This is a genomic window from Ralstonia soli (assembly GCF_023955655.1).
GTDB classification, from domain to species: Bacteria; Pseudomonadota; Gammaproteobacteria; order Burkholderiales; family Burkholderiaceae; genus Ralstonia; species Ralstonia soli.
Window position 1 is genome coordinate 1 of the sequence record NZ_JAMXHT010000011.1, and the last position, 23,149, is coordinate 23,149.

Here is a 23,149-nt window from a genome sequence, read left to right on the forward strand (position 1 = left end):
CGATCATCAAGGGTTCGGCCAAGCTGGCGCTGGAAGGCGACAAGGGCGAGCTGGGCGAAGTGGCCATCATGAACCTGGCCGACGCACTGGACACCTACATCCCGACGCCGGAGCGCGCTGTTGACGGTACGTTCCTGATGCCGGTGGAAGACGTGTTCTCGATCTCGGGTCGCGGCACCGTGGTGACCGGCCGTATCGAGCGCGGCGTGATCAAGGTCGGCGAAGAAATCGAAATCGTCGGTATCGCCATGGACGGCGACAAGCCGAAGATCGACAAGACCACCTGCACGGGCGTGGAAATGTTCCGCAAGCTGCTGGACCAAGGTCAAGCAGGCGACAACGTCGGTATTCTGCTGCGTGGCACGAAGCGCGAAGACGTTCAGCGTGGTCAAGTGCTGGCCAAGCCGGGCTCGATCAAGCCGCACACGGAATTCACGGGCGAGGTCTACATCCTGTCGAAGGACGAAGGCGGTCGTCACACCCCGTTCTTCAACAACTATCGCCCGCAGTTCTACTTCCGTACGACGGACGTGACTGGCTCGATCGCCCTGCCGGAAGGCAAGGAAATGGTCATGCCGGGTGACAACGTGTCGATCACCGTCAAGCTGATCGCCCCGATCGCCATGGAAGAAGGCCTGCGCTTCGCTATCCGCGAAGGCGGCCGTACCGTGGGTGCTGGCGTCGTTGCCAAGATCCTGAAGTAAAAGGCGGATCGATGCGCTGTTCCTCGCAAGGGGCGCGGCGCATCGCTTGTTGCATCGCTCTTTCAATCTCCCGGCGGCCCGGCCGCCATGCTCTTTAAGGAAACATCATGCAGAACCAGAAGATCCGTATCCGCCTGAAGGCCTTCGACTATCGCCTGATCGACCAGTCGGCCGCTGAAATCGTCGAAACCGCCAAGCGCACTGGCGCAATCGTCAAGGGCCCGGTGCCCCTGCCGACCCGCATCCAGCGTTTCGACGTTCTGCGTTCGCCGCACGTCAACAAGACCAGCCGCGACCAGTTCGAAATCCGCACGCACCAGCGCCTGATGGACATCGTCGATCCGACGGACAAGACCGTCGACGCGCTGATGAAGCTGGACCTGCCGGCTGGCGTGGACGTCGAGATCAAGCTGCAGTAAGCAAGACGCGCTGCCGGGTCGTACCGGCAACGGGCAAACGGCGAGCCAGGTGCTCGCCGTTTTGCTTTTTCGGCGACGGATGTTGCGCTGCACGCCACGCCCGGTCGCACATTCCGCAGTCGTGCTTGCAGATTGTTCGTAACCGGGATATAGTGTAGGGCTACCCCTTTAGTCAAGGGGAGTGGGCTGGCCATTTTGGCCTCGCGCCGTCTCTTTAGGCGCAGTCCAGTTCAAGATTCGTAGTATCAATCAGCCCCGGCCAATCGCAGCTGGGAATGGAGCAAACCATGAGCCTTGGCCTTGTAGGTCGCAAGGTTGGCATGACCCGTATTTTCACGGACGACGGCGATTCGATTCCCGTCACCGTGCTCGAGGTCGGCGACAACCGCGTGACGCAAATCAAGACGGACGAGACCGACGGTTACACCGCCGTTCAAGTCACCTTCGGCACCCGACGCGCCAGCCGCGTCACCAAGCCGCTGGCGGGTCATCTCGCCAAAGCCGGCGTGGAAGCGGGCGAAGTCATCAAAGAATTCCGAGTGGATGCCGCTCGTGCCGCTGAATTCCAGCCTGGCGCGAACATCAGCGTCGACCTGTTCGAAGTCGGTCAAAAGATCGACGTCCAGGGTGTGACGATTGGTAAGGGCTACGCCGGTACCATCAAGCGTTACAACTTCTCGTCGGGCCGCGCCTCGCACGGTAATTCGCGCTCGCACAACGTGCCGGGCTCGATCGGTATGGCGCAGGATCCGGGCCGCGTGTTCCCGGGTAAGCGCATGACCGGTCACATGGGTGACGTCACCCGTACCGTTCAGAACCTGGAAATCGCCAAGATCGACGCAGAGCGCAAGCTGCTGCTGGTCAAGGGCGCAATCCCGGGCGCCAAGGGCGGTCAAGTCATCGTCACGCCGGCCGTGAAGGCCCGCGCCAAGAAGGCATAAGGAGCAAACGCATGGAACTGAAGCTGCTCCAGGACAACGGTCAACTCGGCGCTGGCGTTGCTGCCTCGCCGGAAGTGTTCGGCCGTGACTACAACGAAGCCCTCGTTCACCAGATCGTCGTCGCTTACCAGGCCAACGCTCGCAGCGGTAACCGTAAGCAGAAGGATCGTGAAGAGGTCAAGCACACGACCAAGAAGCCGTGGCGCCAAAAGGGTACGGGCCGCGCCCGTGCAGGTATGAGCTCCTCCCCGCTGTGGCGCGGGGGTGGTCGTATCTTCCCGAACAGCCCGGAAGAAAACTTCTCGCAGAAGGTCAACAAGAAGATGTACCGCGCCGGCATGCGCTCGATTTACTCGCAGCTTGCCCGTGAAGGTCGCATCAACGTCGTTGACAGCCTGTCCGTCGAAGCCCCGAAGACCAAGCTGCTGGCCGACAAGCTCGGCGCCATGGGCCTGGACTCGGTGCTCGTGATTACCGATAACCTGGACGAAAACCTCTTCCTGGCATCGCGCAACCTGGCGCACGTGCTCGTGGTTGAGCCGCGTCACGCTGACCCCCTGTCGCTCGTGCACTACAAGAAGGTGCTCGTGACGAAGGGTGCCGTCGCGCAGATCGAGGAGTTGCTGAAATGACGCAAGTTGCCAAGAACGACCATCGCCTGATGCAGGTGCTGCTGGCGCCTGTGGTGTCTGAAAAGGCAACCCTGGTGGCCGAGAAAAACGAACAGGTCGTGTTCGAAGTGGCTCCCGACGCCAACAAGATCGAGGTGAAGGCTGCCGTCGAACTGCTGTTCAAGGTCGAAGTCGCTTCCGTCCAGATCCTGAACCGCAAGGGCAAGCAAAAGCGCTTCGGTCGCTTCATGGGTCGTCGTAACCACGTGAAGATGGCCTATGTCTCGCTGAAGCCGGGCCAGGAAATCAATTTTGAAGCGGAGGCCAAGTAATCATGGCACTCGTTAAGACCAAGCCGACATCGCCGGGCCGCCGCTCGATGGTGAAGGTCGTCAACCCCGACCTTCACAAGGGTGCGCCGCACGCTCCGCTGCTGGAAAAGCAAATCCAGAAGTCGGGTCGTAACAACAACGGCCACATCACCACCCGTCATAAGGGTGGTGGTCACAAGCATCACTATCGCGTCGTCGATTTCAAGCGTAACGATAAGGACGGTATCCCGGCCAAGATCGAGCGTCTGGAATACGACCCGAACCGTAGCGCCAACATCGCGCTCGTGCTGTTCGCTGACGGCGAGCGCCGCTACATCATCGCCCCGAAGGGCGCTGTGGTTGGCCAAGCCATCGCCAACGGCTCGGAAGCGCCGATCAAGGCCGGTAACAACCTGCCGATCCGCAACATTCCGGTCGGTACGACGATCCACTGTGTGGAAATCCTGCCGGGCAAGGGCGCTCAAGTTGCCCGTTCGGCTGGTACGTCTGCCGTGCTGCTGGCTCGCGAAGGCATCTACGCTCAGGTGCGTCTGCGCTCGGGTGAAGTGCGTCGCGTGCACATCGAGTGCCGTGCAACCATCGGTGAAGTGGGCAACGAAGAGCACAGCCTGCGCCAGATCGGCAAGGCCGGTGCAACCCGTTGGCGCGGTATTCGCCCGACCGTTCGCGGTGTGGTGATGAACCCGGTGGATCACCCGCACGGTGGTGGTGAAGGTAAGACCGCTGCTGGTCGCGATCCGGTGTCGCCGTGGGGTACCCCGACGAAGGGTTATCGCACCCGTCGTAACAAGCGCACGGACAGCATGATCGTTCAGCGCCGTCACAAGCGTTAATCGGTAGGTAGGAGCTAAGAAATGACTCGTTCCGTAAAGAAAGGTCCGTTCATCGACGCCCACCTGCTGAAGAAGGTGGAAGCGGCGGTGAGCACCAAGGACAAGAAGCCCATCAAGACGTGGTCGCGTCGTTCGACCATTCTGCCGGACTTCATCGGCCTGACGATCGCCGTTCACAACGGCCGTCAGCACGTCCCCGTGTACGTCACGGAAAACATGGTTGGCCACAAGCTCGGCGAATTTGCGCTCACGCGCACGTTCAAGGGCCACGCTGCCGACAAGAAAGCGAAGCGATAAGGGGCAATCATGGAAGTTAAAGCGATTCATCGCGGCGCCCGTATCTCCGCACAGAAGACGCGCCTGGTTGCTGACCAGATCCGCGGCCTGTCGATCGAGCGTGCGCTCAACGTGCTGACGTTCAGCCCGAAGAAGGCGGCTGGCATCGTGAAGAAGGTGGTTGAGTCCGCCATCGCGAACGCCGAGCACAACGAAGGCGCCGACATCGATGAGCTGAAGGTCAAGTCGATCTACATCGACAAGGCAACGTCGCTCAAGCGCTTCACCGCGCGTGCGAAGGGCCGTGGCAACCGCATCGAGAAACAAACCTGTCACATCACTGTGACGCTGGGCAACTAAGGGGTCACGATGGGACAGAAGATTCATCCGACTGGCTTCCGTCTGGCTGTCAGCCGTAACTGGGCTTCGCGTTGGTACGCGAACAACACCCAGTTTGCGGACATGCTCAAGGAAGACATCGAAGTTCGCGAGTTTCTGAAGAAGAAGCTGAAGAACGCTTCGGTGGGCCGCGTGGTCATCGAGCGTCCGGCCAAGAATGCACGTATCACCATTTACAGCTCGCGTCCGGGCGTGGTGATCGGCAAGAAGGGCGAGGACATCGAGCTGCTGAAGGCTGAGCTGCAACGTCGCATGGGTGTGCCCGTGCACGTGAACATCGAAGAAATCCGCAAGCCGGAAGTCGATGCACAGCTGATCGCCGACTCGATCACGCAGCAGCTCGAGCGCCGCATCATGTTCCGCCGCGCCATGAAGCGCGCGATGCAGAACGCAATGCGTCTGGGTGCTCAAGGCATCAAGATCATGAGTTCGGGCCGTCTGAACGGCATCGAAATCGCCCGTACCGAGTGGTATCGCGAAGGCCGTGTGCCCCTGCACACGCTGCGCGCCGACATCGACTACGGCTTCTCCGAAGCAGAAACTACCTACGGCATCATCGGTGTCAAGGTGTGGGTGTACAAGGGCGACCATCTGGGCCGCAACGACGCACCCGTGGTGGAAGAGCCGAAGGAAGACGAGCGCCGCCGCCGTCCGGGTCGCCCGGAAGGCCGTCGCCGTGAAGGCGATCGCCCGGCCGGTCAGCGCCGCGGTGCTGGTGCAGGTGCCCGTCGTGGCGCCGACGCCAAGACTGGAGAATAAACATGCTGCAACCGAAGCGTAGGAAGTACCGCAAGGAGCAGAAGGGCCGCAACACGGGTATCGCAACGCGCGGTAATGCGGTCTCCTTCGGTGAGTTCGGCCTCAAGGCGATGGGTCGTGGCCGTCTGACTGCACGTCAGATCGAGTCCGCCCGTCGTGCGATGACCCGTCACATCAAGCGTGGCGGCCGCATTTGGATCCGGATTTTCCCGGACAAGCCGATCTCGAAGAAGCCTGCCGAAGTCCGTATGGGTAACGGTAAGGGCAACCCGGAATACTACGTGGCTGAAATTCAGCCGGGCAAGATGCTGTACGAAATGGACGGCGTCGGCGAAGAACTGGCACGCGAGGCTTTCCGCCTGGCTGCTGCCAAGCTGCCGATCGCGACCAGCTTCGTGGTGCGTCAGGTCGGAACGTAAGGAGCACACACCATGAAAGCATCCGAACTGCGCGACAAAGATGTCGCTGGCCTGAATCAGGAGCTCTCCGAGCTGCTGAAGGCTCAATTTGGCCTGCGCATGCAAAAGGCGACGCAACAGCTGCAGAACACCAGCCAGCTGAAGAAGGTGCGTCGTGACATCGCGCGCGTCCGTACCGTGCTGGGCCAGAAGGGGAGCCAGAAATGACTGAAGCCGCAACGTCCCTGAAGCGCACGCTCGTCGGTCGCGTTGTCAGCAACAAGATGGACAAGACCGTAACGGTCCTGGTTGAAAACCGCGTCAAGCATCCGCTGTACGGCAAGTACGTGGTGCGCTCGAAGAAGTACCATGCGCACGACGAAGCCAACCAGTACAACGAAGGCGACAAGGTTGAGATCACGGAATCGCGTCCGATCTCCCGCACCAAGTCGTGGGTGGTGTCGCGTCTGCTTGAAGCTGCGCGCGTGATCTAAAACAACAGCTGAGCAGTTTGCTGTTGCAAGACCGAGATTATGTGATATAGTCTCGGTCTTTCCCTTTGAGAGGGTTGTTGGCTACTTGGTCGGCGGCTCAGGTGAGGGGAAAAGCGAATGGGCCAGGCGGCAATCGCCGTCGGGCAGCTACCGACTTCAAGTTGATCAACCCAATCGCGGTTGGCGCAATGCCAGCGGCCGGCGGGACCAAGACTGATCGCCTCTGCGCATTGTGCGTTTGGCGAATTAAGTTGGGACGAGAACACCATGATTCAGACAGAAAGCCGGCTCGAAGTGGCCGATAACACGGGTGCGCGTGAAGTCATGTGCATCAAGGTGCTGGGCGGTTCGAAGCGCCGCTACGCCAGCGTCGGCGACATCATCAAGGTCAGCGTCAAGGATGCTGCCCCGCGTGGTCGCGTGAAGAAGGGCGATATCTACAACGCCGTGGTGGTGCGTACCGCCAAGGGCGTGCGCCGTCCCGACGGCTCGCTCATCAAGTTCGACGGCAATGCCGCCGTGCTGCTGAACACCAAGCTTGAGCCGATCGGCACCCGTATCTTCGGGCCGGTCACTCGCGAACTCCGTACCGAGCGCTTCATGAAGATCGTGTCGCTCGCGCCGGAAGTGCTGTAATCGGAGGCCGCATGAACAAGATTCGCAAGGGCGATCGCGTCATCGTCCGCACCGGTAAAGACAAGGGTAAGCAGGGTACTGTGCTGTCCGTGCTTGCTGAGCACGTGACGGTGGAAGGCGTGAACGTTGCCAAGAAGCACGTGCGCCCGAACCCGATGCTGGGTACCTCGGGTGGTGTGGTCGACAAGGTCATGCCCATCCATATTTCGAACGTTGCGCTCGTGGATGCCAATGGCAAGCCGTCGCGCGTCGGCATCAAGGTTGAAGGCGGCGTGAAGACGCGCGTGCTGAAGACCACCGGTGCTGCCGTCGGCGCTTGATTCTGGGCGATAAAGAGGAGTTGAGCATGACTGCGCGTCTGCAAGAGTTTTACAAAGAGAAGGTTGTGCCCGAGCTGATCAAGCAGTTCGGTTACAAGTCCGTGATGGAAGTGCCGCGCATCACCAAGATCACCCTGAACATGGGTCTTGGCGAAGCGATCAATGACAAGAAGGTCATCGAGCACGCCACCGGTGACCTGATCAAAATCGCTGGCCAGAAGCCCATTGTGACGAAGGCCCGCAAGGCTATCGCCGGCTTCAAGATTCGCCAGGGTTACCCGATCGGCACGATGGTCACGCTGCGTGGCCAACGCATGTACGAATTCCTGGACCGCTTCATCACCGTGTCGCTGCCGCGCGTGCGTGACTTCCGCGGTGTGTCGGGCAAGGCGTTCGACGGTCGTGGCAACTACAACATCGGTGTGAAAGAGCAGATCATTTTCCCCGAAATCGAGTACGACAAGATCGACGCACTCCGTGGTCTGAACATCAGCATCACGACGACTGCGAAGAACGACGAGGAAGCGAAGGCGCTCCTCAATGCGTTCAAGTTCCCGTTCCGTAATTAAGGGGTTACCGTGGCTAAATTGTCTCTGATCGAACGCGAGAAGAAGCGTGCCAAGCTCGTGGCCAAGTACGCTGAGAAGCGCGCCGCTCTCGAAGCCATCGTGGCAGACCAAAGCAAGTCGGAAGAAGAGCGTTACGAAGCGCGTCTGAAGCTGCAAGCGCTGCCGCGCAACGCGAACCCGACTCGTCAGCGCAACCGCTGCTCGATCACCGGTCGTCCCCGCGGTACGTTCCGTAAGTTCGGCCTGGCGCGTAACAAGCTCCGTGAAATCGCCTTCAAGGGCGAAATCCCGGGTCTGACGAAAGCCAGCTGGTAATCACGCACAGGCTACAGGAGAAACAGTATGAGCATGAGCGATCCGATCGCCGATATGCTGACGCGTATCCGCAACGCGCAAGCGGTGGAAAAAGCGTCGGTGGTCATGCCGTCGTCGAAGCTGAAGGTGGCAATCGCCAAAGTCCTGAAGGACGAAGGCTACATCGACGAATTCGCCGTGACCGAGCAGGGTGGCAAGTCTACCCTGACGATTGGTCTGAAGTACTACGCCGGCCGTCCGGTCATCGAGCGCCTGGAGCGCGTCTCGAAGCCTGGTCTGCGCGTGTACAAGGGCCGTAACGAAATCCCGCAAGTGATGAACGGCCTGGGTGTCGCCATCATCTCGACCCCGCAGGGTCTGATGACGGACCGCCGCGCCCGCGCAACCGGTGTCGGTGGCGAAGTCATTTGCTACGTCGCCTAAGGGAGGGGAACCATGTCTCGCGTAGGTAAGGCTCCCATCGCGCTGCCCAAGGGCGCCGAAGTCAATTTCGCAGGTGGTCTGCTGACCGTCAAGGGCCCGCTGGGCACGCTGACGCAGCCGATTCACCAGCTGGTTAAGGTCAACACCGACAACGGCACGATTACGTTCGAGCCGGCAGATGAGTCGCGTGAAGCTAATGCGCTGCAAGGCACGATGCGCGCCCTCACGGCCAACATGGTCAAGGGTGTGACGACGGGCTTCGAGCGCAAGCTGAACCTGGTCGGCGTGGGTTACCGTGCTTCGCTTCAAGGTACCGCCCTGAAGCTGCAACTCGGTTTCTCGCACGACGTGATCCATGAGATGCCGGAAGGCGTGAAGGCGGAAACGCCGACGCAGACCGAAATCATCATCAAGGGTTCGGACAAGCAGAAAGTTGGTCAGGTCGCCGCTGAAGTGCGTGGCTATCGTCCGCCTGAGCCCTACAAGGGCAAGGGTGTGCGCTACGCCGACGAGCGCGTGATCCTGAAGGAAACCAAGAAGAAGTAAGGTGCACATATGAACAAGAATGACTCTCGTTTGCGCCGTGCACGTCAGACCCGCCTGAAGATCGCGGAACTGAACGTTGCCCGTCTGGCTGTGCACCGTACCAATCTGCACATCTATGCGCAGGTCTTCTCGGAAGACGGCACCAAGGTCGTGGCTTCGGCATCGACCGCGGAAGCCGAAGTCCGCAAGGAACTGAACGGCAACGGTGGCAACACCGCCGCCGCTACCCTGGTGGGTAAGCGTATCGCCGAGAAGGCGAAGGCTGCCGGCATCGAAGCCGTGGCGTTCGATCGCTCGGGTTTCCGTTATCACGGTCGCGTGAAGGCACTGGCTGACGCGGCACGCGAAGCTGGCCTGAAGTTCTAAGCCGGCATAGAGGATATCGTCATGGCAAAAATTCAACCGAAGGTCCAAGGGGACGAACGCGACGACGGTCTTCGCGAGAAGATGATCGCGGTCAACCGTGTGACCAAGGTGGTCAAAGGCGGCCGTATTCTCGGTTTCGCCGCACTGACCGTGGTGGGTGACGGCGACGGCCGTATCGGCATGGGCAAGGGCAAGGCTAAGGAAGTGCCCGTGGCCGTGCAGAAGGCAATGGACGAAGCCCGTCGCAAGATGGTCAAGGTTCCGCTGAAGAACGGTACGCTGCAGCACGAAGTGGTTGGCAAGCATGGCGCCGCTAAGGTGCAGATGATGCCCGCAAAGGACGGTACCGGTGTGATCGCCGGCGGTCCGATGCGCGCCATCTTCGAAGTGATGGGCGTGACGAACATCGTGACCAAGTCGCACGGTTCGACCAATCCTTACAACATGGTGCGCGCAACGCTGGATGGCCTGCGCAAGATGAGCACCCCGGCCGAAGTTGCAGCCAAGCGCGGCAAGTCGGTCGAAGAGATCCTCGGCTAAGCCGAAGGGATAGGTGAACGATATGTCGCAGAAAACCGTGAAAGTCCAACTCGTGCGCAGCCTGATCGGTACGCGCGAAGACCACCGCGCCACGGTGCGCGGCCTGGGCCTGCGCCGCATGAACTCGGTGTCCGAATTGCAGGACACGCCCGCAGTGCGCGGCATGATCAACAAGGTGTCCTACCTGGTCAAGGTCATCGGCTAAGGCAAGACGGAGAAGAACATGCAACTGAATAACCTGAAGCCGGCAGCCGGCTCCAAGCACGCCAAACGCCGCGTTGGTCGCGGTATTGGTTCGGGCCTGGGCAAGACGGCTGGTCGTGGTCACAAGGGTCAGAAGTCGCGTTCGGGTGGTTTCCACAAGGTCGGCTTTGAAGGCGGCCAGATGCCCCTGTATCGTCGTCTGCCCAAGCGCGGTTTCACCTCGCTGACCAAGGAATTCACCGCTGAAGTGCGTCTGGGCGACCTGGCGGGCCTGCCGATCGAAGAAATCGATCTGCTGTCCCTCAAGCAAGCCGGCCTCGTGGGCGAGATGGTCAAGAGCGCCAAGGTGATCCTGTCGGGCGAAATCGACAAGAAGGTGACCCTGAAGGGTATCGGCGCAACGGCTGGGGCGAAAGCCGCAATCGAAGCTGCTGGTGGCTCGCTGGCCTAATAGCCTGCTGTTTCACACTGACGGAGCATCCGTTTGGCCACGGCGAAACCTAATGTGATGGCCCAGGCCAAGAACACGGCCAAGTACGGTGATCTTCGCCGTCGGCTGGTGTTCCTGGTGCTGGCACTGCTGGTGTACCGGATCGGTGCGCACATTCCTGTGCCGGGTATCGATCCGGATCAACTGGCGCAGCTTTTCCAACGGCAGTCGGGTGGCATCCTCGGGATGTTCAACCTGTTCTCCGGTGGCGCGCTGTCGCGATTCACGGTGTTTGCGCTGGGGATCATGCCGTACATCTCGGCGTCGATCATCATGCAACTGCTGACGATCGTGCTGCCGCAGCTGGAATCGTTGAAGAAGGAAGGCCAGGCCGGCCAGCGCAAGATTACGCAGTACACGCGCTACGGCACGGTTGTCCTGGCGACGTTTCAGGCGCTGGGGATTGCAGTGGCGCTCGAGGCGCAGCCGGGTCTGGTGCTGGACCCAGGCCTGATGTTCCGAGCCACCGCGGTGATCACGCTGGTGACGGGTACGATGTTCCTGATGTGGCTGGGTGAGCAGATCACCGAGCGTGGTCTGGGCAACGGGATCTCGATCATCATCTTCGGTGGGATCGCGGCGGGTCTGCCCAATGCCATTGGCGGGCTGTTCGAGCTGGTGCGTACGGGTTCGATGGGGATTTTTTCCGCGATCCTGGTGGTGGCGATCATTGGCGCGGTGACGTATCTGGTGGTGTTCATTGAACGCGGCCAGCGCAAGATCCTCGTCAACTACGCCAAGCGGCAGGTTGGTAACAAGATTTATGGCGGTCAGTCGTCGCATCTGCCGCTGAAGTTGAACATGGCTGGGGTGATTCCGCCGATCTTCGCATCGTCGATCATTCTGTTCCCGGCCACGATCGCAGGCTGGTTTACGGCCGGCAACTCGACGAATCCGGTCACGCGATTCGTCAAGGATCTGGCAGCAACGCTGTCGCCGGGTCAGCCGGTGTACATCCTGCTGTATGCAGCGGCGATCATCTTCTTCTGTTTTTTCTACACGGCGCTGGTCTATAACAGCCGCGAAGTGGCGGATAACCTGAAGAAGAGTGGGGCGTTCATTCCGGGCATCCGTCCGGGCGAGCAAACCACGCGGTATATCGACAAGATTCTGGTGCGTCTGACCCTGGCGGGTGCGATCTACATTACGCTGGTGTGTCTGTTGCCGGAGTTCTTGGTGCTGCGCTGGAATGTGCCGTTCTACTTCGGTGGGACGTCGCTGTTGATCATCGTGGTTGTCACGATGGACTTCATGGCGCAAGTGCAGTCCTACGTGATGTCTCAGCAGTACGAGTCTTTGATGAAGAAGGCGAATTTCAAGGGAAACCTGACGCTCCGTTAAAAAAGAGCGGTCGCACGAAGCTAAAAGACATGGCTAAAGACGACGTGATCCAGATGCAGGGTGAGGTGCTGGAAAACCTTCCCAACGCAACGTTTCGCGTCAAGCTAGAGAACGGCCACGTAGTGTTAGGCCATATTTCCGGCAAGATGCGCATGCATTACATCCGCATCTTGCCCGGGGACAAGGTGACGGTCGAATTGACCCCGTATGATCTGTCCCGCGCGCGCATCGTATTCCGGGCGAAGTGAGCGGACTGGAATTGAAGGAAGAGGAAAATCATGAAAGTGCTGGCTTCTGTTAAGCGCATTTGCCGCAACTGCAAAATCATCAAGCGCAAGGGCGTGGTGCGTGTGATCTGCTCGTCGGACCCGCGTCATAAGCAGCGCCAAGGCTAATTTCGCAAAGAGGATTGACGAATGGCACGTATCGCAGGGGTCAACATCCCCAACCACCAACATACCGTGATCGGCCTGACGGCTGTCTATGGTATTGGCCGCTCGCGCGCTCAGAAGATTTGCGAGGTGACCGGTGTCCCGACCAACAAGAAGGTCAAGGACCTGACGGACGCTGACCTGGAAAAGCTGCGTGACGAAGTCAACAAGTTCACCGTCGAAGGCGATCTGCGCCGTGAAACGACGATGAACATCAAGCGCCTGATGGATCTGGGCTGCTACCGCGGCGTGCGCCATCGCAAGGGCCTGCCGATGCGTGGTCAGCGTACCCGCACCAATGCCCGCACCCGCAAGGGTCCGCGCAAGGCCGGCGTCGCGCTCAAGAAGTAATCCGTCGGGTAAAGGATAGGAACTATGGCAAAAGCAGCGAATACCGCCGCCCAGCGCGCGCGCAAGAAGGTTCGCAAGAACGTCGCCGACGGCATCGCGCACGTTCACGCGTCGTTCAACAACACGATCATCACCATCACCGACCGTCAGGGCAACGCCCTGTCGTGGGCGACGTCGGGCGGCCAAGGCTTCAAGGGCTCGCGCAAGTCGACGCCGTTCGCTGCTCAGGTTGCTGCTGAGAGTGCTGGCCGCGTGGCGCAGGACCAAGGGATCAAGAACCTGGAAGTGCGCATCAAGGGCCCGGGCCCGGGTCGTGAGTCGGCCGTGCGTGCACTGAACAACCTGGGTATCAAGATTCAGGTGATCGAAGACGTGACGCCGGTGCCGCACAACGGCTGCCGCCCGCCGAAGCGTCGTCGCATCTAAGCGATTCGACCAGCCGCGCCGGTTGCTGGCGAGGTTGGTCTGCGGGTGCTATACTTGCCCGCTTGCCTGTCTTCCGGGTTTCCCGGAAGGCGGGTTTCGTCTTTTCATAAGCCCACTGTTCGTCACGATTCCATTGGGAACCCGATGACGGACCATCCGCAGAGTTTGTGCTGCGGATGACTGAAAACAAAGGAACGCAACGTGGCACGCTATACCGGCCCCAAGGCGAAACTGTCTCGCCGCGAAGGTACTGACCTTTTTCTGAAGAGCGCACGTCGCTCGCTCGCCGACAAGTGCAAGCTGGACAGCAAGCCTGGTCAGCACGGCCGCACTTCCGGCGCTCGCACCTCCGACTACGGCAACCAACTGCGTGAAAAGCAGAAGGTCAAGCGCATCTACGGCGTGCTGGAGCGTCAATTCCGCCGCTACTTCGCTGAAGCCGATCGCCGCAAGGGCAACACGGGTGAAACCCTGCTGCAACTGCTGGAATCGCGTCTGGACAACGTCGTCTACCGCATGGGCTTCGGCTCGACCCGCGCCGAAGCGCGTCAGCTGGTGTCGCACAAGGCGATCCTGGTGAACGGTCAAGCCCTGAACGTGCCGTCGGCTCAGATCAAGTCGGGCGATGTGATCGCCATCCGCGAAAAGTCGAAGAAGCAAGTGCGTATCGCTGAATCGCTGACGCTGGCTGAGCAGAGCGGCTTCCCGACCTGGGTGGCTGTGGATGCCAAGAAGATGGAAGGCACCTTCAAGCAAGTCCCGGATCGTGCAGATATCGCCGGCGACATCAACGAAAGCCTGATCGTCGAATTGTATTCGCGTTAATGACGACGCCCGTACCGCAAGGTGCGGGCTCGTGCGCCTTTTGGGGACGCTCATCGTCTACGACATTGTGTTCGCTCGCTGGGCATCGTCGGGGCGTCGATCCAATCCGAATCGTTACGTGCCGCAACGCGTTTGCGGCACGCGCGTCTTCCGTCATGCGTTTCGTGGCGGATTCTTTTTAGTCCCCGTCAGCCTTATCGGTGTAACGAGCCGAGGGTATTGAAATAGGACAACCTAATGCAAACAGCACTCCTGAAGCCCAAAATTATTGCGGTTGAGCCGCTTGGCGATCATCACGCGAAGGTCGTCATGGAACCGTTCGAGCGTGGCTATGGCCACACGCTCGGCAACGCGCTGCGCCGCGTGCTGCTGTCGTCGATGGTCGGCTATGCACCGACCGAAGTCACGATCGCTGGGGTCGTCCACGAGTATTCCACCATTGATGGCGTGCAAGAAGACGTCGTCAACCTGCTGCTGAACCTGAAGGGCGTGGTGTTCAAGCTGCACAACCGTGATGAAGTCACGGTGTCGCTGCGCAAAGAAGGCGAAGGTGTGGTGACTGCTGCCGACATAGAGCTGCCGCACGATGTCGAGATCATCAACCCGGGTCACGTGATCGCCAACCTGTCGGCCGGCGGCAAGCTGGACCTGCAACTGAAGGTCGAGCAAGGCCGCGGCTATGTGCCGGGCAACGTGCGCAAGTTCGGCGACGAGTCGAGCAAGGTTATCGGCCGCATCGTGTTGGACGCCTCGTTCGCGCCGGTGCGTCGCGTGTCGTACGCCGTCGAGTCCGCTCGTGTGGAACAGCGTACCGACCTCGACAAGCTGGTGATGAACATCGAAACCAACGGTGTGATCTCGCCGGAAGAAGCGATCCGCCAGTCGGCTCGTATTCTGGTGGATCAACTGTCGGTGTTCGCTGCCCTGGAAGGCACGGAAAGCGCTGCTGAAGCCGCCGCCGCCCGCGCACCGCAGATCGATCCGATCCTGCTGCGCCCGGTCGACGATCTGGAGCTGACGGTGCGTTCGGCCAACTGCTTGAAGGCCGAGAACATCTACTACATCGGCGACCTGATCCAGCGTACCGAGAACGAGCTGCTCAAGACCCCGAACCTGGGTCGCAAGTCGCTCAATGAGATCAAGGAAGTCCTCGCTTCGCGTGGCCTGACGCTCGGCATGAAGCTCGAGAACTGGCCGCCCGCAGGTCTCGAGAAGTAATTGCAAGTTGTCGGCCGGTGCGTGTGCATCGGCCGGTTTTCCCGCCGTTGCTGTCCGAGCGGCCTTTTGTTGAAGCTACCGGCCCGCGCCTCGCAAGGGGTGATAGAAGAGCTGGTCAAACACTCTTAAGAAGGAATCATCATGCGTCACCGTCATGGTTTGCGGAAACTGAACCGCACCTCGTCGCACCGTCTCGCGATGCTGCGCAACATGTCCAACTCGCTGCTGCAGCACGAGCTGATCAAGACCACCCTGCCGAAGGCCAAGGAGCTGCGCAAGGTTGTCGAGCCGCTGATCACGCTGGCCAAGAAGGACACCGTTGCCAACCGCCGTCTGGCATTTGCCCGCCTGCGCGACCGCGACATGGTCACCAAGCTGTTCACGGAACTGGGCCCGCGCTTCGCGACCCGTCCGGGTGGCTACACCCGTATCCTGAAGTTCGGCTTCCGCCAGGGCGACAATGCGCCGATGGCACTCGTCGAGCTGCTGGACCGTCCGGAAGTTGCCGAGGCTGTCGACGCCGAAGCCGCTGCCGAGTAAGGTCAGCTGAAGTCTGCTGGTGCGACATGGCGTCGCGCTGGGCGGGCCGCAAAATGCGTGCGTCGGCGCGCATTACAATGAAGCCAGGATTCGCATCCTGGCTTTTTTGTTGCCTGAATCGGGCCTCACGGCCGTCTCTGTGTGCGCTTGTGGAGTTTCTATGTCTACCGGAACCGACGTGCTGCTGGTGCTGACCAACCTGCCCGATGCCGACAGCGCCGACCAGGTGACCAAAGCTGTGCTGGAATCTCGAGCGGCCGCGTGTGTCAATCGCTTGCCGGCGTGCGCATCCACGTATTGGTGGAGCGGCGAGATCGAGCACGCTACCGAGATTCCGCTGCTGATCAAGACAACGCGCGCGGCATACCCCGCGCTGGAGGCGGCGCTGCGCAAGGCGCATCCATACGAGGTGCCCGAGATCATCGCCACGCCGGTGGCGACTGGCTTGCCGGCGTATCTTGCGTGGGTGGCCGACGAAACACGGCAGCCTTCCGTTTGATGCTCGATTTCCGTTGATATGACTGTCCCCTCGTTCTGGTCCATGCGGCGTGTGCTGCAGTTGCTGATGTTGGTTGTTGCCGTGGCGATGTTGCGTGTGCCGGCACATGCCGCTGACGATTTTTTGCCGCCGGAGCAGGCTTTCCGTTTCTCCGCCAAGCAGATCGATGGGCAGACCGTCGAGGTCAAGTTCGGCATCGCCGACGGCTACTACATGTACCGAGAGCGCTTCGCTGTGGCTGCGGATCCGGCAACTGTCACGCTGACGACGCTCGACATGCCGGTGGGCAAGGTCAAGTTTGACGAGACCTTTAACAAGGACGTCGAGACCTATCGACATGAAGTTGTTTTCCGCGTGAAGGCACAGAGTGCCGCCGCGCCATTCACGCTCATCGTGACGTCGCAGGGGTGCGCGGACCAAGGGCTGTGCTATCCGCCGATGAAGAGCCGTTTCCAGGTCGAGCCCGCGGCTGCATCGGTTGGCTCGCCGGCGCCCGCCAGTGCTGAGGCCAATTCGGGCGACGCGCTTGGGCGCATCGCCAGCACGCTCAGCAGCGGCAACCTTGGTGCGATCGCAGCGCTGTTCTTCGGGCTCGGGCTGCTGCTGACCTTTACGCCGTGCGTGCTGCCGATGCTGCCGATCCTGTCGGCCATCGTGGTCGGGGAGCACGCGACGCGCTCTCGCGCGGCCTTCGTGTCGATTGCCTATGTGCTCGGCATGGCCATCGTTTATACGTTCGTGGGGGTGGCGGCGGGGCTGGCGGGGCAAGGGCTGCAGGCGGCACTGCAGAACGCCTGGGTGCTGGGCACCTTTGCTGCGCTGATGGTGGTGCTGTCGCTGTCGATGTTTGGGCTGTACGAGCTGCAGTTGCCGGCGGCGTGGCATCACCGATTGACCCAGGTGTCGAACCAGCAGAGCAGCGGCCAGATCATTGGGGCGGCCGTGATGGGGGCGCTCTCCGCGTTGATCGTCTCGCCGTGTGTGACGCCGGCGCTGGCGGGGGCGCTGGCCTATATCGCGCAGACCGGCAACGCCGCGATCGGCGGCATGGCGCTGTTTGCCATGTCGATCGGCATGGGCGTGCCGCTGGTGCTGGTGGGCGTTGGCGCGGGCAATCTGCTGCCGCGTGCAGGCCATTGGCTGAGCGTCACCAAGGCGGTGTTTGGCTTCATTCTGCTGGCCGTGGCCTTGTGGATCGTGCAGCCGGTGCTGCCGGCATGGGCGGTCATGGTGGCTTGGGGCGCGTTGTTGATCGGCGCGGCCGTGTTTCTGCGGACGTTTGATTCGCTGCCGGATGGCGCGGGCAACCTGCAGCGGCTGGGCAAGGTGATCGGCGTGGTGTTCGCGCTGGCTGGCGCTGCGCAGTTGGTTGGAGTGGCAGCGGGCGGCCGGGATCCGCTGCAGCCATTGGGTGGCCTGATACGCGCATCGACCGGCGCGATGTCGCCGACCGAAGCGCGCGGCGTGACGTTCAAGCGCGTGAAGAGCGAGGCTGAGTTCGACGCCGAAGTGCGTCGCGCCAGCGCGGCCGGGCGTCCGGTCATGCTCGATTTCTATGCCGACTGGTGCGTGAGCTGCAAGGAAATGGAGCGCCTCACTTTTACGGATGCGCGCGTGCGCGCGGCGCTTGCTGATGTGGTGCTGCTGCAGGCTGATGTGACGGCCAACAACGCGGACGACCAGGCGCTGCTCAAGCGCTTCGGCCTGTTTGGCCCGCCCGGCACGATCTTCTTTGATACGCGGGGCCGCGAGGTGCAGGCCCGCGTGGTCGGCTTCGAGCGCGCCGACACCTTCCTCGCCAGCCTGCGCCGTGCGCTCGGTGCAAGCGGCGCAGCTCAGCCGGCGAAGGCTTCCACCTGATCAACCGCGCAGCAGGCGTGCGGCGTCCAGTGCGAAGTACGTCAGGATGCCGTTCGCGCCGGCGCGCTTGAACGCCAGAAGCGATTCCAGCACGACCTTGTCGTGATCCAGCCAGCCGTTCTGCGCGGCAGCCTTCAGCATCGCGTATTCACCACTGACCTGGTAGACGTAGGTCGGGAAGCGGAACTCATCTTTCACGCGGCGCACGATGTCGAGGTACGGCATGCCGGGCTTGACCATCACCATGTCGGCACCTTCGGCGATGTCGAGCGCCACTTCGCGCAGCGCCTCGTCCGAGTTGGCCGGGTCCATCTGGTAGGTCATCTTGTTGCCCTTGCCCAGATTGGCTGCCGAGCCCACCGCATCGCGGAACGGGCCGTAGAACGCCGACGCGTACTTGGCCGCGTAGGCCATGATGCGCGTGTAGATGTGGTCGTCGTTTTCCAGCGCCAGGCGGATCGCGCCGATGCGGCCGTCCATCATGTCCGACGGCGCGACGATGTCGACGCCAGCAGTGGCCTGCACCAACGCCTGCTGCGTCAGGATCTCGACCGTTTCCTCGTTGAGCACGTAGCCGTTGTCATCCAGCACGCCGTCCTGGCCGTGGCTCGTGTACGGATCGAGCGCCACGTCGGTCAGGATGCCCAGTTCCGGGAAGCGCGCCTTGAGTGCCTTCACCGCACGCGGGATCAGGCCATCGGGGTTGGCGGCCTCAATGCCGTCTGGTGTCTTGAGCGACGGCTCAATGACGGGGAACAGCGCGAGCACCGGAATGCCCAGTTGCACGCACTGCTCGGCCACACCCAGCAGCACATCGACCGACACGCGTTCGACGCCGGGCATCGACGGCACGGCCTGGCGCACGTTGGTGCCTTCGAGGATGAAAACGGGGTAGATCAGGTCGTCAGGAGTGAGGCGCGATTCGCGCATCATGCGGCGGGAGAAATCATCGCGGCGCATGCGGCGCGGGCGATGGTCGGGGAAGCTCGAAATCATGTCAGCAGACCCTAAGAACACACTGTGAACTTTGAAAACTTTCTTGGCGATTATCCCTCTTATGCACGGACGATGCGCCCGCAACGCTGGTGCAGCGTCCCCCGCGGCTCCTCCCTGACGCGGGTTCCCATCGATGGCTCGATGGGGTCGTTATCCCCGTTGCGCGTTTGGCGACGGGGTTTTTTTTGCCTGTTCGGTGGATTGTGCGGACTGCGGTGCCGGCTCCAGCGCTTCGGGCAAGCACAGCCAGCCTGCGACAATTCGCTGCGCCTCTTCGATACCGCGACGCTTCAGGCTCGAGAACAGCTGCACCGTCAGCGACACGTCGCCATCGATCTGCGCCTGGTAGTCCTTCAGCACCTTGCGTGCTGCCATCAGCGCGCGCGACGCGTCGTTGTTGGTCAGCTTGTCGGCCTTGGTGAGCAGCACATGGATCGGCTTGCCCGTCGGCAGGAACCACTCGACCATCTGGCAATCAAGGTCGGTGAAGGGGCGGCGGGCATCCATCATGATGACCAGGCCAGCCAGTTGCTGGCGCGCCTGCACGTAGTCGCCCAGCAGGTGGACCCAGTGCGACTTGGTCTCGCCCGGCGCTTCGGCATAGCCATAGCCGGGCAGGTCGACCAGGAAGCCGAGCGGGTCTTCCGCCTTGGCCGGCATCACCGAGAAATAGTTGATGTGCTGCGTGCGTCCGGGCGTCTTGCTGGAGAACGCCAATCGCTTCTGGTTGCACAGGATGTTGATCGCGGTGGACTTGCCCGCGTTGGATCGACCGGCAAACGCGACTTCCGGCACGGCGGTCGCCGGTAAATCACGCAGATGATTGACGGTGGTAAAGAAACGGGCTTGATGAAGGAGGGACATACGCGGCGATGCTTGTAGACTGCGGGGATTGCTGCGCCGCGAGGTCGCATTGCAGAAGGCTTATTGTACAATACGCCGGTTTACGGACGTCCCCAACAGACCCGTCGCAGGACCGCCCCGAGGCCCGGGCCGGTCCGTTTTCATGCGCGGAGCTGGCACAAGGAGAGGGGGATGCCCGGCGCCGCAAGTTTCGGCAGTCGGCGGCGCACGCAGCATTCGAAAACAATCTAACAAGGTGTGCGAATGAACCGCATCGCGAACGTTTTGGCTGTCGCAGCGCTGTCCCTGGCTTCGGCTTTCTCCGTGGCCCATGCTGAAGAACAAAAAGTCGCCAAGGCCGATGCGGCACGCGGCGAGACCATCTTCAACGCCGGTGTCCCCGCCAATGGCGTGCCCGCTTGTACCAGTTGCCACGGCGCGGGCGGTAACAGCGCCATGAACGTCAACCCGAAGCTCGCGGGCCAGCACGCCGAATACATCGAAAAACAGCTCAAGGATTTCAAGGCCAAGACCGAGCGTAACCAGCCCGTGATGTCGCTCTACGCCAGTGCGCTGTCCGACCAGGACATGAAGGACATCGGTGCCTATCTGGGCAAGCAGGCCGCGTGGAAGCCGGGCTCGGCCAAGAGCAAGGACACCATCGAACTGGGCCAGAAGCTGTATCGCGGCGGCGATGCCAAGCGCGGTATCGCGGCCTGTGCGGGCTGCCACGGCCCGAGCGGTGCCGGCATCCCGGTGCAATACCCGCGCATCGCCGGCCAGTTTGCCGAGTACACCGAGGCCCAACTGGTCGCCTTCCAGAATGGCACCCGCAAGAACAGCGTACAAATGCATGACCTGGCCGGTCGCATGACGGCCCAGCAGATCAAGGCAGTGGCCGACTACGTCGCCGGTCTGCGCTAATCTGCCGCACCCGGCCGTCATGTGACGGTCGCACAATCAACAAGAAGAACAGGGTGGCAATGCGCCTGGCATCGCCGCCCTGTTTTCGTTTCTGAATAGGCTTTTTCCCAGCATGTCTTCGGTCTCCACTTCCGGCGTCCAGATTCGCTCCCGACGCCGCGCGCTGCGCGAAACGGTCGAGCTGCTGTCGTCGATGCGCTTTGCGATCAGCCTGTTGACGGTGATCGCCATTGCCAGCGTGATCGGCACGGTGCTCAAGCAGAACGAGCCGTACCCGAACTACGTCAACCAGTTCGGGCCGTTCTGGGCGGATGTGTTCCGCTCGCTGACGCTGCCGACGGTCTACAGCGCGTGGTGGTTCCTGCTGATCCTGGCGTTCCTCGTGGTGTCGACCTCGCTGTGCATCGTGCGCAATGCGCCGAAGATGCTGGCCGACATGCGCGCCTGGCGCGAGAACGTGCGCGAAGGCAGCCTGCGCGCGTTCCATCACAAGGACGAATTCGACGCGCCGGCCGATGCTGCGACCGTCACCGCGCGCCTGGCCGCGCTCGCGCAGAACCGCGGCTTCCGCATCAAGACATTCCAGCGCGACGGTGGGGCCACGCTCATCACGGCCAAGGCGGGGGCCGGCAACAAGATCGGCTACATCCTGGCGCACACGGCCATCGTCGTGATCTGCATTGGCGGGCTGCTCGATGGCGACATGATGATCCGCCTGCAGATGTGGTTCGGCGGCAAGTCGCCCATCAAGGGCAATGCGGTCATCAGCGAGATCGGGCCGGAGCATCGGCTGTCCACCGCCAACCCAGGCTTTCGGGGCAATGCCTTCGTGCCGGAAGGCGCAACTGTTGGCACGGCGATCCTGAACATTGCGGACGGGGCGATCATCCAGGACTTGCCCTTCAACATCACGCTCAAGAAGTTCACGGTCGAGCATTATTCGACCGGCATGCCCAAGCTGTTCGCCAGCGACATCGTCGTAACTGACCGCCGCACCGGCAAGCAGACCGATGCGCGCGTCGAGGTGAACAAGCCGTTCGTGTATGACGGCGTGGCGATCTACCAGTCGAGCTTTGAAGACGGGGGCTCCAAGCTCAAGCTGACCGGCTTTCCGATGCACGGCGACAACGCCAGGACATTTGCCATGTCGGGCACCGTGGGCGAAAGCTCGAAGCTCTCCGGCAGCGGTGGCGATTACACGGTGGAGTTCTCCGACTTCCGCCTGATGAACGTCGAGACCATCACGGACGCGTCGGGCAAGCAGGACGCGCGTGGCGTCGGCAAGAAGGGCGGGGCGGACGGCGGCCTGCGCTCGGAGCTGGGCAACGTCACCAAGATGACGCGCGACCGCGACCTGCGCAACGTCGGCCCGTCGGTGCAGTACAAGCTGCGCGACGCCAATGGCCAGGCGCACGAGTTCAGCAACTACATGCTGCCCGTCACGCTGGATGGGCAATCGGTGTTTCTCGCCGGCATGCGCTCGCAGCCGGATGAGCCTTTCCGCTATCTGCGCATTCCCGCCGACGCCCAGGGCACCGTGAACGACTGGATGCGCCTGCGCGCCGCGCTGCAGAACCCGGCCATGCGTGGCGAGGCGGCGCGCCGCTTTGCGCTGATCTCGATGCCCGGCGAGCACCGTGCCGAGCTGCGCAAGCAGTTGACGGAAAGCGCCCGCCGCGCGCTGGATCTCTTTGCCGGCGCCGCCGACATGAAAGATGGGGCCCCCGATGCGCAAGGCGGCTTTGCCGCGGTTGCCACGTTCCTGCAGAAGTCGGTACCCGAAGGCGAACGCGAGAAGGCCGCCGATGTGCTGATGAAGATCATCAACAGCTCGATGTGGGAGCTGTGGCAATTGGCCCGGGCGCAGGACGGTCTGCCCGCACCTACGGTCGACGCCGCCAGCAGCCAGTGGCTGCAGAACGCCATCAATGCGCTGTCGGACAACGTCTTCTACGGCGCACCCGTCTATCTGCAGTTGACCGACTTCCGGCAGGTGCAGGCCAGCGTGTTCCAGCTCACGCGTGCGCCCGGCAAAAACATCGTGTATCTTGGGTCGTTGCTGCTGGTGCTGGGCGTATTCTCGATGTTCTACGTGCGAGAGCGCCGCTGGTGGCTGTGGATCCGACCGCAATCCGGGCGGGCCGACGAAAGCACCTCAGGCGCACATGTGCTGACCGCCATGTCGACCACGCGCCGCACGCTCGACTTCGACCGCGAGTTCGAGCGCCTCAAGCACGATGTCCGCGCCATCACCGGGATGGCCGACCCAAGCGGCGCCGCCAGTGCAGCGAGCACCGACCCCAAACCAACGAAGTGAGCA

Annotated in this window: 36 protein-coding genes; 34 read left to right on the forward strand and 2 right to left on the reverse strand. The window is 61.6% G+C overall.

The annotated features are described in order from the left end of the window. From NG900_RS24405 to dsbD, 32 genes are all read left to right on the forward strand, one after another. Positions 1 to 704, forward strand: a 704-nt coding sequence (locus tag NG900_RS24405; protein WP_252684637.1) for an EF-Tu C-terminal domain-related protein, incomplete at its 5' end; no start/stop codon positions are given. 107 nt (positions 705 to 811) lie between these two features. After that, complete coding sequence (gene rpsJ / locus NG900_RS24410) at positions 812 to 1,123, forward strand: 30S ribosomal protein S10 (RefSeq protein ID WP_004634473.1); 312 nt, start codon at positions 812 to 814, stop codon at positions 1,121 to 1,123. A 287-nt stretch (positions 1,124 to 1,410) separates the two neighbouring features. Next, the gene (gene rplC / locus NG900_RS24415; protein ID WP_004634474.1) at positions 1,411 to 2,064 is read left to right on the forward strand and encodes a 50S ribosomal protein L3; all 654 of its coding nucleotides are present in this window, start codon (positions 1,411 to 1,413) and stop codon (positions 2,062 to 2,064) included. An 11-nt stretch (positions 2,065 to 2,075) separates the two neighbouring features. After that, a complete protein-coding gene (gene rplD, locus NG900_RS24420) occupies positions 2,076 to 2,696 on the forward strand; it encodes a 50S ribosomal protein L4 (protein ID WP_021197584.1) in 621 nt (206 codons plus the stop codon). Beyond that, positions 2,693 to 3,007: a 50S ribosomal protein L23 gene (gene rplW, locus NG900_RS24425; RefSeq protein ID WP_039598701.1), complete on the forward strand. Its 315-nt coding sequence runs from the start codon at positions 2,693 to 2,695 to the stop codon at positions 3,005 to 3,007. Before rplD ends, rplW begins: the two co-directional genes overlap by 4 nt. A 2-nt stretch (positions 3,008 to 3,009) precedes the next feature. Further along, on the forward strand, positions 3,010 to 3,840 hold the full coding sequence (gene rplB, locus NG900_RS24430; RefSeq protein ID WP_004634477.1) for a 50S ribosomal protein L2: 831 nt from the start codon (positions 3,010 to 3,012) through the stop codon (positions 3,838 to 3,840). A gap of 21 nt (positions 3,841 to 3,861) precedes the next feature. Continuing rightward, positions 3,862 to 4,137, forward strand: coding sequence for a 30S ribosomal protein S19 (rpsS, locus tag NG900_RS24435; RefSeq protein WP_252684639.1), 276 nt, complete (start codon positions 3,862 to 3,864; stop codon positions 4,135 to 4,137). Between the two features lie 9 nt (positions 4,138 to 4,146). Next, complete coding sequence (rplV, locus tag NG900_RS24440; protein ID WP_004634479.1) at positions 4,147 to 4,476, forward strand: 50S ribosomal protein L22; 330 nt, start codon at positions 4,147 to 4,149, stop codon at positions 4,474 to 4,476. Between the two features lie 9 nt (positions 4,477 to 4,485). Then, positions 4,486 to 5,274 carry a 30S ribosomal protein S3 gene (gene rpsC, locus NG900_RS24445; protein WP_252684641.1) on the forward strand — a complete coding sequence of 263 codons (789 nt, stop codon included), beginning with the start codon at positions 4,486 to 4,488 and terminating at the stop codon, positions 5,272 to 5,274. A 2-nt stretch (positions 5,275 to 5,276) separates the two neighbouring features. Further along, the gene (gene rplP, locus NG900_RS24450) at positions 5,277 to 5,693 is read left to right on the forward strand and encodes a 50S ribosomal protein L16 (RefSeq protein ID WP_003264123.1); all 417 of its coding nucleotides are present in this window, start codon (positions 5,277 to 5,279) and stop codon (positions 5,691 to 5,693) included. A gap of 12 nt (positions 5,694 to 5,705) precedes the next feature. Next, positions 5,706 to 5,900, forward strand: coding sequence for a 50S ribosomal protein L29 (gene rpmC, locus NG900_RS24455; protein ID WP_003264124.1), 195 nt, complete (start codon positions 5,706 to 5,708; stop codon positions 5,898 to 5,900). After that, complete coding sequence (gene rpsQ / locus NG900_RS24460) at positions 5,897 to 6,166, forward strand: 30S ribosomal protein S17 (RefSeq protein WP_021197579.1); 270 nt, start codon at positions 5,897 to 5,899, stop codon at positions 6,164 to 6,166. The genes rpmC and rpsQ overlap by 4 nt, the downstream gene beginning before the upstream one ends. 267 nt (positions 6,167 to 6,433) lie before the next feature. Continuing rightward, positions 6,434 to 6,802: a 50S ribosomal protein L14 gene (gene rplN, locus NG900_RS24465; RefSeq protein ID WP_003264129.1), complete on the forward strand. Its 369-nt coding sequence runs from the start codon at positions 6,434 to 6,436 to the stop codon at positions 6,800 to 6,802. Positions 6,803 to 6,813: 11 nt separating this feature from the next. Then, positions 6,814 to 7,122, forward strand: a complete 309-nt coding sequence (gene rplX / locus NG900_RS24470; RefSeq protein ID WP_252684643.1) for a 50S ribosomal protein L24 — start codon at positions 6,814 to 6,816, stop codon at positions 7,120 to 7,122. A 26-nt stretch (positions 7,123 to 7,148) separates the two neighbouring features. Then, positions 7,149 to 7,691 (forward strand): 50S ribosomal protein L5, encoded by a 543-nt coding sequence (rplE, locus tag NG900_RS24475; protein ID WP_009241894.1) that lies wholly within the window; start codon positions 7,149 to 7,151, stop codon positions 7,689 to 7,691. A gap of 9 nt (positions 7,692 to 7,700) precedes the next feature. Beyond that, positions 7,701 to 8,006, forward strand: coding sequence for a 30S ribosomal protein S14 (gene rpsN, locus NG900_RS24480; RefSeq protein ID WP_004634486.1), 306 nt, complete (start codon positions 7,701 to 7,703; stop codon positions 8,004 to 8,006). A gap of 27 nt (positions 8,007 to 8,033) precedes the next feature. Further along, on the forward strand, positions 8,034 to 8,429 hold the full coding sequence (gene rpsH / locus NG900_RS24485) for a 30S ribosomal protein S8 (RefSeq protein WP_004634489.1): 396 nt from the start codon (positions 8,034 to 8,036) through the stop codon (positions 8,427 to 8,429). A 12-nt stretch (positions 8,430 to 8,441) separates the two neighbouring features. Continuing rightward, entirely contained in the window at positions 8,442 to 8,975 is a 534-nt protein-coding gene (rplF, locus tag NG900_RS24490) for a 50S ribosomal protein L6 (RefSeq protein ID WP_252684645.1), read from the forward strand. A gap of 9 nt (positions 8,976 to 8,984) precedes the next feature. Then, positions 8,985 to 9,341, forward strand: coding sequence for a 50S ribosomal protein L18 (gene rplR, locus NG900_RS24495; RefSeq protein WP_252684647.1), 357 nt, complete (start codon positions 8,985 to 8,987; stop codon positions 9,339 to 9,341). Positions 9,342 to 9,362: 21 nt separating this feature from the next. Then, a complete protein-coding gene (rpsE, locus tag NG900_RS24500) occupies positions 9,363 to 9,881 on the forward strand; it encodes a 30S ribosomal protein S5 (protein ID WP_004634493.1) in 519 nt (172 codons plus the stop codon). 22 nt (positions 9,882 to 9,903) lie between these two features. Then, positions 9,904 to 10,086: a 50S ribosomal protein L30 gene (gene rpmD / locus NG900_RS24505; protein WP_003264137.1), complete on the forward strand. Its 183-nt coding sequence runs from the start codon at positions 9,904 to 9,906 to the stop codon at positions 10,084 to 10,086. Positions 10,087 to 10,104: 18 nt separating this feature from the next. Continuing rightward, positions 10,105 to 10,536 (forward strand): 50S ribosomal protein L15, encoded by a 432-nt coding sequence (rplO, locus tag NG900_RS24510; protein ID WP_252684649.1) that lies wholly within the window; start codon positions 10,105 to 10,107, stop codon positions 10,534 to 10,536. A gap of 57 nt (positions 10,537 to 10,593) precedes the next feature. Continuing rightward, the gene (gene secY, locus NG900_RS24515; RefSeq protein ID WP_252684651.1) at positions 10,594 to 11,916 is read left to right on the forward strand and encodes a preprotein translocase subunit SecY; all 1,323 of its coding nucleotides are present in this window, start codon (positions 10,594 to 10,596) and stop codon (positions 11,914 to 11,916) included. A 29-nt stretch (positions 11,917 to 11,945) separates the two neighbouring features. Further along, positions 11,946 to 12,164: a translation initiation factor IF-1 gene (infA, locus tag NG900_RS24520; protein WP_003264140.1), complete on the forward strand. Its 219-nt coding sequence runs from the start codon at positions 11,946 to 11,948 to the stop codon at positions 12,162 to 12,164. Between the two features lie 30 nt (positions 12,165 to 12,194). Continuing rightward, on the forward strand, positions 12,195 to 12,311 hold the full coding sequence (gene rpmJ, locus NG900_RS24525; protein ID WP_003264141.1) for a 50S ribosomal protein L36: 117 nt from the start codon (positions 12,195 to 12,197) through the stop codon (positions 12,309 to 12,311). A 21-nt stretch (positions 12,312 to 12,332) separates the two neighbouring features. Then, positions 12,333 to 12,698, forward strand: a complete 366-nt coding sequence (rpsM, locus tag NG900_RS24530; protein ID WP_252684653.1) for a 30S ribosomal protein S13 — start codon at positions 12,333 to 12,335, stop codon at positions 12,696 to 12,698. Positions 12,699 to 12,722: 24 nt separating this feature from the next. Beyond that, entirely contained in the window at positions 12,723 to 13,124 is a 402-nt protein-coding gene (gene rpsK, locus NG900_RS24535) for a 30S ribosomal protein S11 (RefSeq protein ID WP_011002900.1), read from the forward strand. Positions 13,125 to 13,325: 201 nt separating this feature from the next. Beyond that, the gene (gene rpsD, locus NG900_RS24540; protein WP_252684655.1) at positions 13,326 to 13,949 is read left to right on the forward strand and encodes a 30S ribosomal protein S4; all 624 of its coding nucleotides are present in this window, start codon (positions 13,326 to 13,328) and stop codon (positions 13,947 to 13,949) included. Between the two features lie 237 nt (positions 13,950 to 14,186). Beyond that, entirely contained in the window at positions 14,187 to 15,167 is a 981-nt protein-coding gene (locus NG900_RS24545; protein WP_004634508.1) for a DNA-directed RNA polymerase subunit alpha, read from the forward strand. 141 nt (positions 15,168 to 15,308) lie between these two features. Then, positions 15,309 to 15,707, forward strand: a complete 399-nt coding sequence (gene rplQ / locus NG900_RS24550; protein ID WP_252684657.1) for a 50S ribosomal protein L17 — start codon at positions 15,309 to 15,311, stop codon at positions 15,705 to 15,707. A gap of 160 nt (positions 15,708 to 15,867) precedes the next feature. After that, positions 15,868 to 16,206: a divalent-cation tolerance protein CutA gene (gene cutA / locus NG900_RS24555; RefSeq protein WP_252684659.1), complete on the forward strand. Its 339-nt coding sequence runs from the start codon at positions 15,868 to 15,870 to the stop codon at positions 16,204 to 16,206. Positions 16,207 to 16,224: 18 nt separating this feature from the next. Continuing rightward, positions 16,225 to 18,066, forward strand: coding sequence for a protein-disulfide reductase DsbD (gene dsbD / locus NG900_RS24560; protein ID WP_252684661.1), 1,842 nt, complete (start codon positions 16,225 to 16,227; stop codon positions 18,064 to 18,066). Here dsbD and hemB read toward each other — a convergent pair whose 3' ends face one another. Next, positions 18,067 to 19,062: a porphobilinogen synthase gene (hemB, locus tag NG900_RS24565; RefSeq protein WP_252684663.1), complete on the reverse strand. Its 996-nt coding sequence runs from the start codon at positions 19,060 to 19,062 to the stop codon at positions 18,067 to 18,069. It lies immediately after the preceding gene. Between the two features lie 150 nt (positions 19,063 to 19,212). After that, positions 19,213 to 19,926 carry a ribosome biogenesis GTP-binding protein YihA/YsxC gene (gene yihA / locus NG900_RS24570; RefSeq protein ID WP_252684666.1) on the reverse strand — a complete coding sequence of 238 codons (714 nt, stop codon included), beginning with the start codon at positions 19,924 to 19,926 and terminating at the stop codon, positions 19,213 to 19,215. Positions 19,927 to 20,169: 243 nt separating this feature from the next. On the opposite strand from yihA, the gene NG900_RS24575 reads away from it, so the two are divergent. Beyond that, positions 20,170 to 20,829, forward strand: a complete 660-nt coding sequence (locus NG900_RS24575; RefSeq protein ID WP_252684668.1) for a c-type cytochrome — start codon at positions 20,170 to 20,172, stop codon at positions 20,827 to 20,829. A gap of 112 nt (positions 20,830 to 20,941) precedes the next feature. Further along, positions 20,942 to 23,146, forward strand: coding sequence for a cytochrome c biogenesis protein ResB (locus NG900_RS24580; RefSeq protein WP_252684670.1), 2,205 nt, complete (start codon positions 20,942 to 20,944; stop codon positions 23,144 to 23,146). Positions 23,147 to 23,149: the final 3 nt, after the last annotated feature.